This window comes from Chryseobacterium sp., assembly GCF_019236175.1.
In the GTDB taxonomy this organism is placed as follows: Bacteria; Bacteroidota; Bacteroidia; order Flavobacteriales; family Weeksellaceae; genus Chryseobacterium.
In genome coordinates, this window is the sequence record NZ_JAFAJM010000003.1 from 12,658 (window position 1) to 25,680 (window position 13,023).

Below are 13,023 nucleotides of genomic sequence, written 5' to 3' on the forward strand. Positions count from 1 at the left end.
TTAAAATAAAAAAAGCCGCTTTGAGTCAAAGCGGCTTTTTTATGGGGTATTTTCAAGCATATTCAGTTGTAATGCCAAATTGATGAGCTCGGTTGAATTTTTGGCCTGAAATTTCTGCAACAGATTTTTACGGTGAGTGTCTACTGTGAGCGGGCTGAGAAACAATTCATCAGCGATCATTATACTTGTTTTCCCTTCTGCTACCAGATGAAGGATCTGTTTTTCCCTTTTGGTAAGCCTTGGAACCGTATGGTCATGGGGTGATGGTTTACTGATAATCTGTTTTGTCTCATTGCAAAAAACAATATTTCCCGAATAGGCTCCCTGAAGGCAGGCAGCCAGTTCATCGATTGAAGTATTTTTAAGAATATAGCCACTGGCTCCATTTTGTACAGATTGCATGATAATACTTCTTTCAGAGCGATTACTGAACATGATTACTGCAGTGGCCGGGGATATTTTTTTTATTTCACGGCAGATTTCAGCACCATTGGCATCCGGCAGGGTGATGTCAAGAAGGATAATATCCACCTTATGATGCTGAATAAAATTGATAATTTCAGAACCTGTAGTAAAGCTTTCAGAAACCGTAAAATGAAGATGATTGCTAAACATCCTTTTCAATCCTTCGATAACGATGGGGTGATCGTCTACAATGACAATATTTATTTTTTTATTCTCCATGGATATTGAGTTCTATATTAATACTTGTTCCCTGAAGATCAGAATTAATTTCCATTTTCCCTTTCAGGTAATTGACTCTGTTTTTCAGATTTCGAAGCCCCATACTTTTGGTCATTTTTTCAATACCTTCTTTAAAGCCTTTCCCGTTATCTTCAATGGTGATCAGGAAGCTTTCCGCAGCCTGAGAACATTGTAATAAAATATTGCTGGCTTCTGCGTGTTTGATGGCATTGGCCAATAGCTCCTGTACAATCCGGTAGATATTAAGCTGAATATTCAGAGGGAGATTTTTTTCAATATCAATGGCCTGGAAATCAATTTCGAGATCTTTACGGCCGTAAAATTCGCACAGATCATTCAATGCGGTCTCCAGTCCGAAATTCAAAAGGGATTCAGGCATTAAATTTCTTGCTACATGACGAAGTTCGCTTACAGAATTATCCAGTTGTCCCAGAATTTTATAAAATTCCTGATTTTTTTCGGGATCTAAATGATTGGAAGACCATGTAGAAAAATTGATTTTTACGCCGGCCAGCATTCCACCCAGGCCATCATGAAGATCTCTTGCAATACGTTCTCTTTCTCTTTCTTCGCCATCCAGGATGGCTTTAGTCAGTGATAATTCTTCTTTTTGTTTAATCTCATGTATCTTTTGCTTAGAGATTTTTTTATTCTTCCTGAAAATAATAAGAAGGAAAATCAAGAGGCTTAAAGCCAGTAAAAGAACAAGGCTTAGTCCCCATAAATAGGAGTTTTTTTTGTTTACCTCTAAATCCTTTTGATTTTTTTCTGCATTTAATAAAGCTATTTTCCTTTCTTTTTCCACAGCATTATACTTCGCTTCAATTTTATTGATCTCCAGTTTCACATTTTCAGTATTCAGACTGTCATTGAGTCTGGAATATTTTTGTTCCCATACTAATGCTTCGCGGGGATTTCCCATTTCTTCACTGAGTGTGGAAAGCTGTTTATAAAAGGTTTTCCTATTGTTTAGGTCCAGGACAAGAGATTTTTCTGCCAAAACGTTTTCCAATACTTTTTTGGCTTCTGGATATCTTTTCAATTTTCTTAAAATATCATATTTATTGAAATAAAACATTTGAGCCAGCAGATTCTGATTAAATTTTTTTGCATAAAATATTCCTTTATCAATGACAGGTAATGCTTCCGAGTTTTTTTGTTTGGTAATAAAGTAAAGCGTTTTACCATAATAGTAGAAAGCATTGGAGGAAGACTCAGGATAAGGCTGAATTAGTTTTTCCGCTTTGTCCAGAAATTTTCTGGCTTCATCTCCTTTTGCCTGATAACAGAAATTACTGGCAGAATTGAGATAAGTGTAAAATAGTTCCGAAGAATTCGGATAGTTTTTTTCAAGAATTTCTAAAGCCTTTTTATTATAGTTTTCTGCTTTTTCAAACTGGGCATTATACGTAAGAATAATAGCAAGCTGGGTATACAGAAAACCGAGGTTTCTGCTTTTATCATATTTTTTAATCAGCGGAAGGGCTTTTTCAAGAATAATTTTAACAAGGAAGGGATAACCTTCTTTGTCTTTCCGGGTGACACCGTAGCTGTACCATGCGAGTGCCTGAAAAGTTTCAGATTCCTCATTTTTGAATTTGGATAATGCTTTAATTGCCTGTTCATAGAAAGGAGCCGCTTTTTCCTTATTCCGGTCCAGATAATACTGTCCTTCATAATAAGAGCCTTTTGCAGTCAGGAAGGGGCTGTTTTTAACTAATATTTTTCCGTTTTCCAGGTACTTTTTACTCAGCAGGGAATCACTATTCCGGTAATAGTTGGATAAAATAAAAGAAGCATTTCCTTTTGAAACAGCTGCGGACGGTCCTGTTATAATATGTTGTAAACTGTCTAAATAAGATTTTTCATGAAGCGGGATAATTTGCTGTGAATGTAAACTGAAAGATAATAAAATGCTTAATAGGATCAGTAATCTCTTCATGATGGGTCAATTCTGTATAATATTTTTTAAAATGCTGAATTTAATTAAAAAAATCAGCAAATAAAATACCTGAATTTAGGTAGAAAAAATTACCCTTTTTTTAGGATTGATAAAGTTTGAGGACTCTAATAGCTTTGCAGGTATCAAATCACTAATCATAGAATATTAAATAAAGTAACTAAAATTTAAACAAAAAGATTATGAAAAAAATGAGAATGAGCCGACTGTTGAAGGGAACATTTGTTGTATTGTTAACAGCAATGCTGGTAGGATTTGTGTCCTCTTGCAGTAAAGATGACGACGATAATGTACCGGGAGTGGGTGCAGGGAAAAGTCATAAAGTTGTTTTTAAAGCGATCGCTTCTGCAGGAAGCAATATAGATGTTGCAGCTTATGGAATTGACGGGAGTGCTACTACGGCAACCAGCCTTAGCGGAACAACCTGGTCAAGCCCTGAAATTACAACACAACCCGGAGCTTATACTGCGAATGTTGCGGTAAACGCCATTGGAGCGAATGCTTCTTCCACTTTAAAAGTTCAGATCTGGGTAGACGGGGAACTGAAGAAAGAAGGAACTTCAAGCGGACAGATTTTAGCAGCTTCTGCCGGTTATGGATTTTAATAATTAACGACCTTTCAAAATAGAATCGGTGCTAAGATTGATCTTGGTACCGATTTTTTTGTTTAACGGTAAAAAAACGGTCTTTCTTTTTTGCGGATCCGCGGAATATGATAATTATTCAATATTTTTTAGATATATCCATTACAAACAAAACCGGTGCTGAATCTGCCTCAACACCGGTTTTTTATATTGTATACCACGTTAAAAATTAAATTACCTTTACGATAAAGTAGCTTTTTTTACCTTTTTGAAGTAATAGGAATTTTCCGTCGATAAGGTCCGTTTCATTTGCTGTAAATGTGTCATTTACTTTTTGTTTGTTTACAGAGATTGAATTTCCTTTGATTTCTCTCTGTGCTTCACTTTTAGATTTTAAGAATCCTGATTTTTCGGAAAGAAGATCAATCATATTAATTCCCAGTACATCTGCTTTAGCCACCTCTTTTTGAGGAACCCCGTCAAATACTTCAAGGAATGTCTCTTCATCAAGGCTTACCAGATCTTCTGCTGTAGAACGTCCAAAAAGAATCTCTGAAGCTTTCAGTGCTTTTTCATATTCTTCTCTTCCGTGTACCCAAACTGTAACTTCCTCTGCCAGTTTTTTCTGTAGTTTTCTTTCGTGTGGAGCGGTTTTATGCTCTTCGATTAAAGCTTCAATTTCTTCTTTACCCAGGAATGTGTAGAATTTAATAAACCTTTCAGCATCTTCATCGGTAGCATTCAGCCAGAACTGGTAGAATTTGTATGGAGAAGTCTTCTTTTTGTCAAGCCAGTAGTTTTCACCGCTTTCAGATTTTCCGAATTTAGAACCATCTGCTTTTGTGATCAGAGGAACAGTTAATGCAAAAGCCTCTCCCTGCGCTTTTCTACGGATTAGTTCTGTTCCTGTGGTGATATTTCCCCATTGGTCAGAACCTCCCATCTGAAGTTTTACATTATTATTCTGATACAGGTGAAGAAAATCATACCCCTGAATCAGCTGATAGGTAAATTCTGTAAAGCTCATTCCGTCTGCACCAGATTCTCCTGAGAATCTTTTCTTTACGGAATCTTTGGCCATCATATAATTTACAGTAATATTCTTTCCGATATTTTTAGCAAAATCAAGGAAAGAAATATTCTTCATCCAGTCATAGTTGTTTACCAGTTCAGCTTTGTTAGGTTCATTTCCTTCAAAATTTAAAAACTGAGAAAGCTGGTTCTTTAAGCAGTCAACATAATGTAAAAGAGTTTCTTCATCCAAAAGATTTCTTTCCGCTGACTTTCCAGATGGATCTCCGATCATTCCTGTTGCTCCTCCCACCAATGCGATCGGCTTATGGCCATGCTGCTGGAAGTGAGCCAGAATCTTTATCTGAATAAGACTTCCGATATGTAAAGAATCGGCAGTAGGGTCAAAACCAATATATGCAGTAGTTACCTCTTTATTCAGTTGTTCATCGGTTCCGGGCATCATATCGGCAAAAAGACCACGCCATTTAAGTTCTTCTATAAAGGAATTCATTGATTTTTACTTTAAAAATTTTACGGGGCAAAGATAGTAAATTCAGAAGTATAAAGACAAAAGGGTGAAAGGCTAAAATTACAAAACCGTAAAATGTTCATATTAGCAGGAAATTCAGGACTACGGCTTACTTTTTTGCAAATTTGTCTTTTCCCGCCAAATGCACTATATTTGTTAGTAATGAACGACGAACAGCTATTTCTGCTCATCCAGCGGGCCAAGGATAAAGACCAAAAGGCCCAGACGAAACTCATTAATATTTTCTGGGTGGATGTTTTTTCTTTTGTTATGAAAAAAGTAAGGGATGAAAATGATGCAGATGAGATTACCGTAAATGTTTTTTCTAAAGTACTCTCTAAGCTGGATATGTTTGACCCGCATTTTCAGTTTAAAACATGGATTCTGACGATTGCACAGAATACAGTGATTGATTTTTGGAGAAAAAAGAATCGCGAAAATGAAGATTCCATTGATAATCTGGATGAGGTTAAAAATCAGTATGCGAAATCTCCCGAAGAGCTCATGATTTCTGATGAAGAACAGAAGAAAATTATCAAAACCATAGAATCTCTGGATGCCAATTATCAGGATATTATCAGGCTGAGATTTTTTGAAGAGAAAAGCATTAAGGAGATTTCAGAAGAACTGGGAATTTCAGTGGCAAATACCAAAGTAAGGGTGATGCGTGCTAAAAAAGTTCTTGCCGAGCTTCTTAAAAATAATGAGTTTGAGGACAACTAGGTTTCTGACAGAAGAATATATCGCATATCCGGCACAATCAACTATCCTTTTCAAAGAGAGTATAAAAAACAAACAGACTGATTATAAGTAATCAAGTCCGGCTTTCTGAATTCCTGTTAAGAAATGGAGAATGAGTAAGAAAAATAGAGAATGCATTTCATTTGTAGCCTTTAATTTTTTCGTAACTTTCGGTGGTTAAAAAAGAAAAAGAATGACTTCAAAGGAAAAAGTGGCTGCACTTCGTGAAGAAATGCAGAAAAATAGTGTTGATGCATTTATAGTATATTCTGCAGATCCTCATATGAGTGAATATCTTCCTGAAGAATGGCAGGAAAGAGCTTGGTTATCAGGTTTTTTAGGTTCTGCCGGTTTTGTGGTAGTAACCCAGGATAAAGCAGGTCTATGGACAGACGGAAGATACTTTACACAGGCTGCTATTGAGCTGGATGGTTCAGGGATCGATCTTTTTAAAGACGGAATGGAGGGGACTCCTAACTATATCGACTGGATCATTTCTGAAATTCCTGCAGGGGGTAAAGTGGCCGTAAATACTTTAGCTGCTTCAAATGCTAACTGGGAACTCCTTTCTCAAAAATTGAATTCAAAAAATATTACACTGGAAGATCTTCCGCTTTTAAAGGAAGTCTGGAAAGAAAGAACAGCCCCTTCCACAAATCCTATTTTTGTACATCCTGTAGAAAGAGCCGGTAAATCTGTAACAGATAAACTGTCTGCTATCCGCCAGAAAATGGAAGACCAGGAAGCGACTGTTCATATCATCTCAAGTCTTGATGACGTTGCATGGACATTAAACCTGAGAGGGAGTGATGTAGACAGTAACCCCGTATTTCTGGGGTATATCGTGATCACAAAAAATGATGCAGTTCTGTTCACAGGTCTGGAAAAGATGGAAGTGGAAGCAAGAAAACAGATGGATGATGCTTTCGTAAAGATGATGCCTTATGAAGAGTTTTACAATTATCTGAAAACATTCAAAAATGAAAAAGTATTGGTTTCTCCTAACAGTAACCAACAGATTTTTGAAACACTAAAATCTGATAATCAGTTTATCAAAGCTCCGGTTCCGGGAAATCTGATGAAAGCTCAGAAAAATGAGGCTGAACTGGAAGGATTCAGAAAAGTAATGGTAAGAGACGGTGTTGCCATGGTGAAATTCCTTTATTGGTTAACTCACAATGCCGGAAAAGAAGCCATGAACGAATATTCTATCGGTGAAAAACTGAGAAGTTTCCGTTCAGCAGGTGAAAACTTTGTTGGTGAAAGTTTTGGTTCTATCGTAGGGTACAAGGATAATGGAGCCATCATGCATTATTCTGCAAAGAAAGAAGGAAGCAAAGAGGTGACCAATGAGGCAAGCATCCTTGTTGATTCAGGAGGTCAGTACCTTGAAGGAACTACAGATATCACGAGAACTTTTGCTTTAGGAAATGTTTCTGAAGAATTCAAAAGAAACTCAACACTGGTATTGCAGGGGCTCATCCGTTTATCAATGGTGAAATTCCCTAAAGGAACAAAAGGAGTACATCTGGATGCTATTGCAAGACTTCCGCTATGGATGGAAGGAAAAGACTTCAATCATGGTACAGGACATGGAGTAGGAAGTTTCATGAACGTTCATGAAGGCCCGCAAAGTATCAGAAAAGATTTAAATCCTCAGGATCTTCTTCCGGGAATGGTATGTTCCAACGAACCGGGGTACTATCTTGAAGGGCACTATGGAATTCGTCATGAGAACCTTATTGCTGTAAAAGAAGCCGAAACAACAATTCACGGAACATTCTATGAATTTGAAACTCTAACCTTCTGCCCGTTCTTTAAAGATACAGTGGTAAAGGAAATTCTTTCAGAAAAAGAGATTGCATGGTTAAACGGTTATCATAAAGCCTGTGAGGAAAAAATCGGACCTTACCTTGATGGTGACGTTAAAGAATGGTTCCTGCAACTGGTAAGCCCTCTTTAAATGATTGATGGAGAGTAGCCATAAGCCGTGAAATTTTAAATTGTAACAGAATATTGTTAGATAAACTAAAGTCCTGTAAGTTTTCTTACTGGGCTTTTTCTTTTACACAACCCGTATTTTTACGGATAATATTTTAGGGATTCCCCTGATACAGGCTAATGACGGCTTGCCTATATTTGCATCAACACAAACATCATATCTTCATATAACTAACTCAATCAATTCAAAACGGTTGTAAAATCATCCCATCCCGGGATGATTTTACGTTTTTATCAGGACCTGATATTAGGAATGATCATGTAAGATATTTATTAAACCTGTTTTTTTATTTATTTTCGCTGTATTCAATTAGGAATGATATTAATTTTTAATAACAATGATACAGGAGTATTTCCAAAGTTTTAATCTGTTTTCAGAAAACGAAATTAAAGAGGTTTTGAACCTGTTTGAAACAAGAAAAATATACAAAAATGATTATTTTGTACGGGAAGGGGATCACTGTAAGGAAATTGCATTTATAGAATCCGGAATTTTCCGTTCGTATTATATTTCAGATGAAGGAAAAGATATGACATATTGTTTCAGATTTCCAAATGATCTTATGGCTTCCTATTCATCATTTATTTCCGGAGATCCAAGTATGGAAACCATGCAGGCTATTTCTGATTCGAACCTTCTGATTCTAAAGAAAAACAAGATTGAGGAACTTGTTAGGAACCGTCCGAACTGGACTGTTTTTTTAAAAGCAATTGCTGAACAGGAATATATGGAACTTGAAAAGAGATTCTTTCAGCTGCAACGCAATAATGCAGCCCAACGATATACAGCGCTGCTGAAAAACCAACCGGATTATATACAGAATATTCCATTGCAGTACCTCGCTTCTTATCTCGGAATTACCCAGCGGCATCTGAGCCGTATCCGAAAGGAAATTTCGTTTTAGACATTTGTCCTGTCAGCTGAAATGTGATCTGTATAGTTTTGTAAAAAAAAATAAATGGAACACAATATTCTGATCATAGGCGGAAATGGATTAGTAGGCAAAACAATTGCCAGAATTTTACATACGAGAAATCCTCATGTCAATATTTTTATTGGCGGAAGAAAAGAAGGAAAAACAGATAAAGACCTGAAAATAGATGTGACCGATCCCGGTACTTTTAAGGTGATTTCTGATCATAAGATTGATATGATCATTCTTTCAGTGAATGATAAAGCAGATCATATTCTTAAGTATGCCATAGACCACAAAATTGATTACCTTGATATTACCAAACCAACTCCCGATCTTGTAAAAGCTTATGATCTTGCAAAAAGAAGGGAGGTTAACAGCAGAATTGTATTCAGTTCAGGATGGATGGGAGGAATTGTTCCCGGATTGGTAGAAGCGGTTTCTGATGATATCGGGGATGTTCGGGAAGTAAAAGTCTTTGTGTATTATTCTGTTAATGATCTGGCCGGAGAGAGTTCTGCTCATTTTATGGCCGAAAATGTAGCAGTGCCTTTCCATGATTATAAAAATGATAAACCTGTTCCCATCAGACATTTTCTGAACACAGAGCCTTTTGAATTTTCCTTTGGAATAGGGAAAAGAGATGCTTATAATTTTGATGTACCGGATCTGTATATTTTAAACCGCATTGAAAGAATTCCGAATGTAAGTGTAAAAATGACCTATAATTCGAAATTGATTACATGGCTGTTGGGAACCTTTCAATATTTAAGGATTTTCAGTATTCTGTCTTTAAAAGAAAGAAAGATGATTTTTGGATCCAGCGGAAATGGTGATCAGTCTGTATTTGAAATTGTCATAAAAAGCAAAAATGGTCATAGGAAATTAAGTTTGCAGAGTGAGAAAGGGCAGGCTGAACTCACCGCTTTGTCTGCTGTTCTTCATACTGAAGAATTACTTAGGAATCCTCATGGCAATACTGTTTATTTTAGCCATCAGCTGCATGAGCCCTTATCATTACTTGCTCAACTGAATGCTTACGAAACTATTAATACCTATTTGGAACGATGAAAAAAATAGTGATTATTAACGGACATCCCCATAAAGAGTCTTTTAATTTTGGAGTGGCTGAAGCTTATAAGACAGGAGCAGCTAGCTCAGGAACGATAATCAGAGAAATCACAATTGCCGATTTAAATTTTAACCCTAATCTGCAGTTTGGCTATCAAAAAAGAATGGAGCTGGAACCTGATTTGCTTAAAGCCTGGGAGATAATCCGGTGGGCAGATCATCTGGTCTGGATACATCCGGTATGGTGGGGAGGCTTTCCGGCTATTATGAAAGGTTTTATTGATAGGCTTTTCCTTCCCGGGCTTGCTTATAAATACAGAGAAAATTCTGTGTGGTGGGATAAACTTTTAAAAGGGAAAACAGCTCATATCATCACAACAATAGATCAGCCCGGTTGGTACTATCAATTATTTTTTGGCAGGCCAAGTGTGAATCAGCTCAAAAAATCGACTCTGGAATTTTGTGGAGTAAAGCCGGTAAAGGTAACTTATATAGGGGTTGTCAGAAATTCTACAGAAAAACAAAGGATTCAGTGGCTGGAAAAAGTAAAGAAACTGGGACAAAAGCAAAAATAAATGTATGATAAGGAAGAATTAGCAGAAAGTTATAACCGGTATAACTTCTGCTTCCGGCTTCCGGGCCTTCCTTTACAGCCCTTTTTTACCTTCTATCCAATAGGCCTGTGATCTTATGCATCTGGGAGAGACCCCTTTTGTTTTAAGAAATTTTCTTATTAAAGTCATTCTGTTGCCGTTTCCCGTGAGGTAAAAAATGACATCGTCGTTGTAAATGGCCTGTTTTTCTTCCCTTAAAAAATCGGTTAATGATTCGATAAGGCTTACAATATTGTTTCTGGATGTATGATATCCGTATAAACCCAGTGCTTCCAGTGCAGAAGGCTCTTCCAGCTCATGAAGACATCCGAATGAAAGGTTATTCTCTTCCGCGGCTTCTTTGATGGAAAGAGAACTTCCCAGTGATGTTTCATCGCCTATGGAGAAATGAATCATCGCCTCAGGCTCAAAAAAACGTTTTCCCCTGGGAATTAGAATTTTTACAGAATTACCTACTGATAAATGATTAATGAAATGACTTCCAGAAGCTTCCGGGTCATGAATATGGAATACAATATCAAAGGTACCTGCTTCTTTATTGAAATTAAAAGGGGAATAATTACGGAAATCCCTTTCATTGACCCTTATTCCTATGGCATAGGCAGGCTCATAGTGAACATCCTGTAAATCGGCGGCAAAACGGATACGGCGGAGCTCGTCAGTAATGGTTTCTATCTGAACAATACGGCAATCTTTAAATTTTGAGGACCAAACACTTTCTACAGTATCATTGATCCATTTGGGTAGGCTTGGCATAAATAATTTTTATTGCAAAGAAAGCTGCAAAACGATTATCCGGCCATAGCGGTTTCAGGGAATTAATTGGACTATTCGTGGTTTACTGTCTGTTTTTATTTTTGTTCCGAAATTCTGAAGGAGACTGATTTTCAAGTTTTGAAAATAAACGACTGAAATAAGTATGATCACTATATCCCAATTCATAAGCAATTTCTTTAACCGAAAGATGAGTGAAGACCAGAAGTCTTTTTGATTCTGTCAGAATTTCCTGATGGATCCAGTACTGAGCCGGCTGACCTGTCGTCTCACGGATAACTTCCGTAAGATATCCTCTCGATATATTTAATTTTTCAGCATATTCTGATGGACTTTTCACTGTTTTGAATTCTTTCCGTACCAAAATCCTGAATGCCCTGGCCAGTTGAAAAGAACGGTTTTCACCTGAAGTTTCTGAAATTCTTTTATGGGAATAGGCAAATGCAAACAATCCAAGGAATGCATGAAGTAAGGACTGAATAACCAAAAATCCCTCTTTAGACCCGATCATTTCTGCAGTGTGAGAAGAATACAGTATTCCTGCTGAGGTATTCAGTGTTTTAATCCAGTCTTTATCTACAGACAAAGGGCGGATTTCTTCCAGAGATTCTTCAAAAACAGAACGTACCGTGTCGGGAATCAGATCTGCTTTTATTGCTAAAAACCAGCCATTCACTTCATTCATAACGAATCCCTGATGAACCTGTCCGGGAAGAACACAGAAGATACAACTGTCTCTGCTTTCAATAGTATTAAAATCTACCATCATTTTTACATAGCCGCTTTCCATGCAGCTGAAGATATAATGACTGTCACGGTGAATTCCTTTATTTAAAAGGATATCTTCCGAATCCTGAGTGCGTTTTTCAATCCTTTCTATGACAAATCCCAGTTGGGAAATATCATTGAGATCATAAGTAGGAATTGTCTTTTTCATTACTTAAAAAGATTTGTAAAATAATGCTGTCCTTTTTATTTTGCTTTTGACAGGGCCATTTTCACTGCCAGATAAGTCAGAACACCTGCCATAAACCATTTCTGGACTTTTAACCATACTGGATTTTTAGAGAAGAACACAGCCATTTTGGCTGCGGTAAGAACGATTAAAAAATTAATACTGAAACTTATTATTACCTGAATAATCCCAAGCTCTAAGCTTTGCATTAAAACTGAGCCGTATTCAGGTTTAATAAACTGAGGAAAAAATGATACGTAAAATACAGCCACCTTAGGATTGAGAACATTTGTCAAAAAGCCAATGCTGAAAAGTTTTCCGGGCCCCTGATGAGTATTGTTTTTATCAACTTCAAATACGTTTCTGCTCTTTGGTTTAACAGCCTGATAAGCCAGGTACAAAAGATAAACGGTTCCAGCTGTTTTAAGAAGAGTATAAGCAACAGGAACAGCTAATAATACGGCCGTAAGGCCAAAAGAAACCATAATAATATGAAACAGAAAACCACATACCACTCCGGTTAATGAAATAAAGCCGGATTTTTTTCCCTGAGTAATCGATTTTGAAATTAAATAAATCATATTGGGTCCCGGGCTAATAACGAGTACAAATGCAGCTAAAATAAAGAATAAAAGCTCATGAAACGGAATCATATATAATGGAATATGAGTACAAGTTTACAAAAAAACAGGAGAATATTAATTTTTAATCAATAATATTTTATTTTCCACTTGAAAGTGATTTAAGATTAAATATAAAGGCATTTTACAGGGTTGTTTTTTACAAACATAAAACACCTGGACTTTAGAAGCGGAAATCTTGAAGTGATGGTCATGTTGGGATATGAGGTCCTGTATCTGGAAGAAAAAATGAGCAGAGGAGGGAAAAGAATGGAACAATGGCATAATATCAGGGTAGAAGATCATGTAGCCGGGTATGAAAGAATGGACGAATATTTTAGATGTACTATAGCTTATCGGACTAGGATTCTGTGAGGATCACTGGCCGACATATAAAAGACAATCAGAAAATACCGGTCTAAAGAAGGAAAGTACCCTGTTACAAGCAGGGTACTTTCCTTTTTATTGGTTGTTGATGAACCGTAATTTTTACCATTGAAAAAATGTAAATTAGCCCATCGAACATTTCTTAGAATTATAA

13 protein-coding genes are annotated in these 13,023 nt (G+C 36.7%); 7 read left to right on the forward strand and 6 right to left on the reverse strand.

Annotated features, from left to right (window positions below; translation table 11 throughout):
* Positions 1-39: 39 nt before the first annotated feature.
* Positions 40-684 (reverse strand): response regulator transcription factor, encoded by a 645-nt coding sequence (locus JO178_RS01535; RefSeq protein ID WP_291930710.1) that lies wholly within the window; start codon positions 682-684, stop codon positions 40-42.
* The gene (locus JO178_RS01540; protein ID WP_291930712.1) at positions 674-2,647 is read right to left on the reverse strand and encodes a tetratricopeptide repeat-containing sensor histidine kinase; all 1,974 of its coding nucleotides are present in this window, start codon (positions 2,645-2,647) and stop codon (positions 674-676) included. Before JO178_RS01540 ends, JO178_RS01535 begins: the two co-directional genes overlap by 11 nt.
* 200 nt (positions 2,648-2,847) lie before the next feature.
* Between JO178_RS01540 and JO178_RS01545 the strand changes: the two genes are divergently transcribed.
* Positions 2,848-3,270 (forward strand): hypothetical protein, encoded by a 423-nt coding sequence (locus JO178_RS01545; RefSeq protein WP_291930714.1) that lies wholly within the window; start codon positions 2,848-2,850, stop codon positions 3,268-3,270.
* 208 nt (positions 3,271-3,478) lie between these two features.
* On the opposite strand, the gene tyrS is transcribed toward JO178_RS01545, so the two are convergent.
* The gene (gene tyrS, locus JO178_RS01550) at positions 3,479-4,774 is read right to left on the reverse strand and encodes a tyrosine--tRNA ligase (protein WP_291930716.1); all 1,296 of its coding nucleotides are present in this window, start codon (positions 4,772-4,774) and stop codon (positions 3,479-3,481) included.
* A 180-nt stretch (positions 4,775-4,954) separates the two neighbouring features.
* Between tyrS and JO178_RS01555 the strand changes: the two genes are divergently transcribed.
* The 5 genes from JO178_RS01555 (at position 4,955) to JO178_RS01575 (ending at position 10,094) form a co-directional block, all read left to right on the forward strand.
* Entirely contained in the window at positions 4,955-5,515 is a 561-nt protein-coding gene (locus JO178_RS01555; RefSeq protein WP_291930718.1) for an RNA polymerase sigma factor, read from the forward strand.
* Between the two features lie 211 nt (positions 5,516-5,726).
* Positions 5,727-7,496: an aminopeptidase P family protein gene (locus JO178_RS01560; protein ID WP_291930720.1), complete on the forward strand. Its 1,770-nt coding sequence runs from the start codon at positions 5,727-5,729 to the stop codon at positions 7,494-7,496.
* A gap of 376 nt (positions 7,497-7,872) precedes the next feature.
* Positions 7,873-8,439: a Crp/Fnr family transcriptional regulator gene (locus JO178_RS01565; protein WP_291930722.1), complete on the forward strand. Its 567-nt coding sequence runs from the start codon at positions 7,873-7,875 to the stop codon at positions 8,437-8,439.
* Between the two features lie 54 nt (positions 8,440-8,493).
* Positions 8,494-9,519, forward strand: a complete 1,026-nt coding sequence (locus JO178_RS01570; RefSeq protein ID WP_291930725.1) for a saccharopine dehydrogenase — start codon at positions 8,494-8,496, stop codon at positions 9,517-9,519.
* Positions 9,516-10,094: an NAD(P)H-dependent oxidoreductase gene (locus JO178_RS01575; protein ID WP_291930727.1), complete on the forward strand. Its 579-nt coding sequence runs from the start codon at positions 9,516-9,518 to the stop codon at positions 10,092-10,094. Before JO178_RS01570 ends, JO178_RS01575 begins: the two co-directional genes overlap by 4 nt.
* Positions 10,095-10,166: 72 nt before the next feature.
* Here JO178_RS01575 and JO178_RS01580 read toward each other — a convergent pair whose 3' ends face one another.
* The 3 genes from JO178_RS01580 to JO178_RS01590 all read right to left on the reverse strand — a co-directional run bounded on the left by JO178_RS01580 (position 10,167) and on the right by JO178_RS01590 (position 12,515).
* Complete coding sequence (locus tag JO178_RS01580; RefSeq protein WP_291930729.1) at positions 10,167-10,889, reverse strand: FAD-binding oxidoreductase; 723 nt, start codon at positions 10,887-10,889, stop codon at positions 10,167-10,169.
* Between the two features lie 82 nt (positions 10,890-10,971).
* Positions 10,972-11,844 (reverse strand): AraC family transcriptional regulator, encoded by an 873-nt coding sequence (locus tag JO178_RS01585; protein WP_291930731.1) that lies wholly within the window; start codon positions 11,842-11,844, stop codon positions 10,972-10,974.
* Positions 11,845-11,879: 35 nt separating this feature from the next.
* On the reverse strand, positions 11,880-12,515 hold the full coding sequence (locus JO178_RS01590; protein ID WP_291930733.1) for a LysE family translocator: 636 nt from the start codon (positions 12,513-12,515) through the stop codon (positions 11,880-11,882).
* 120 nt (positions 12,516-12,635) lie between these two features.
* On the opposite strand from JO178_RS01590, the gene JO178_RS01595 reads away from it, so the two are divergent.
* Entirely contained in the window at positions 12,636-12,857 is a 222-nt protein-coding gene (locus JO178_RS01595; RefSeq protein WP_291930735.1) for a hypothetical protein, read from the forward strand.
* The last annotated feature ends 166 nt before the right edge of the window (positions 12,858-13,023 follow it).

Excerpts from the sequence above, each read along its gene's own strand:
- JO178_RS01535 (WP_291930710.1), bottom strand. The coding sequence starts at position 684 with ATGGAGAATAAAAAAATAAATATTGTCATTGTAGACGATCACCCCATC.
- JO178_RS01540 (WP_291930712.1), bottom strand. The coding sequence starts at position 2,647 with ATGAAGAGATTACTGATCCTATTAAGCATTTTATTATCTTTCAGTTTA.
- JO178_RS01545 (WP_291930714.1), top strand. The coding sequence starts at position 2,848 with ATGAAAAAAATGAGAATGAGCCGACTGTTGAAGGGAACATTTGTTGTA.
- tyrS (WP_291930716.1), bottom strand. The coding sequence starts at position 4,774 with ATGAATTCCTTTATAGAAGAACTTAAATGGCGTGGTCTTTTTGCCGAT.
- JO178_RS01555 (WP_291930718.1), top strand. The coding sequence starts at position 4,955 with ATGAACGACGAACAGCTATTTCTGCTCATCCAGCGGGCCAAGGATAAA.
- JO178_RS01560 (WP_291930720.1), top strand. The coding sequence starts at position 5,727 with ATGACTTCAAAGGAAAAAGTGGCTGCACTTCGTGAAGAAATGCAGAAA.
- JO178_RS01565 (WP_291930722.1), top strand. The coding sequence starts at position 7,873 with ATGATACAGGAGTATTTCCAAAGTTTTAATCTGTTTTCAGAAAACGAA.
- JO178_RS01570 (WP_291930725.1), top strand. The coding sequence starts at position 8,494 with ATGGAACACAATATTCTGATCATAGGCGGAAATGGATTAGTAGGCAAA.
- JO178_RS01575 (WP_291930727.1), top strand. The coding sequence starts at position 9,516 with ATGAAAAAAATAGTGATTATTAACGGACATCCCCATAAAGAGTCTTTT.
- JO178_RS01580 (WP_291930729.1), bottom strand. The coding sequence starts at position 10,889 with ATGCCAAGCCTACCCAAATGGATCAATGATACTGTAGAAAGTGTTTGG.
- JO178_RS01585 (WP_291930731.1), bottom strand. The coding sequence starts at position 11,844 with ATGAAAAAGACAATTCCTACTTATGATCTCAATGATATTTCCCAACTG.
- JO178_RS01590 (WP_291930733.1), bottom strand. The coding sequence starts at position 12,515 with ATGATTCCGTTTCATGAGCTTTTATTCTTTATTTTAGCTGCATTTGTA.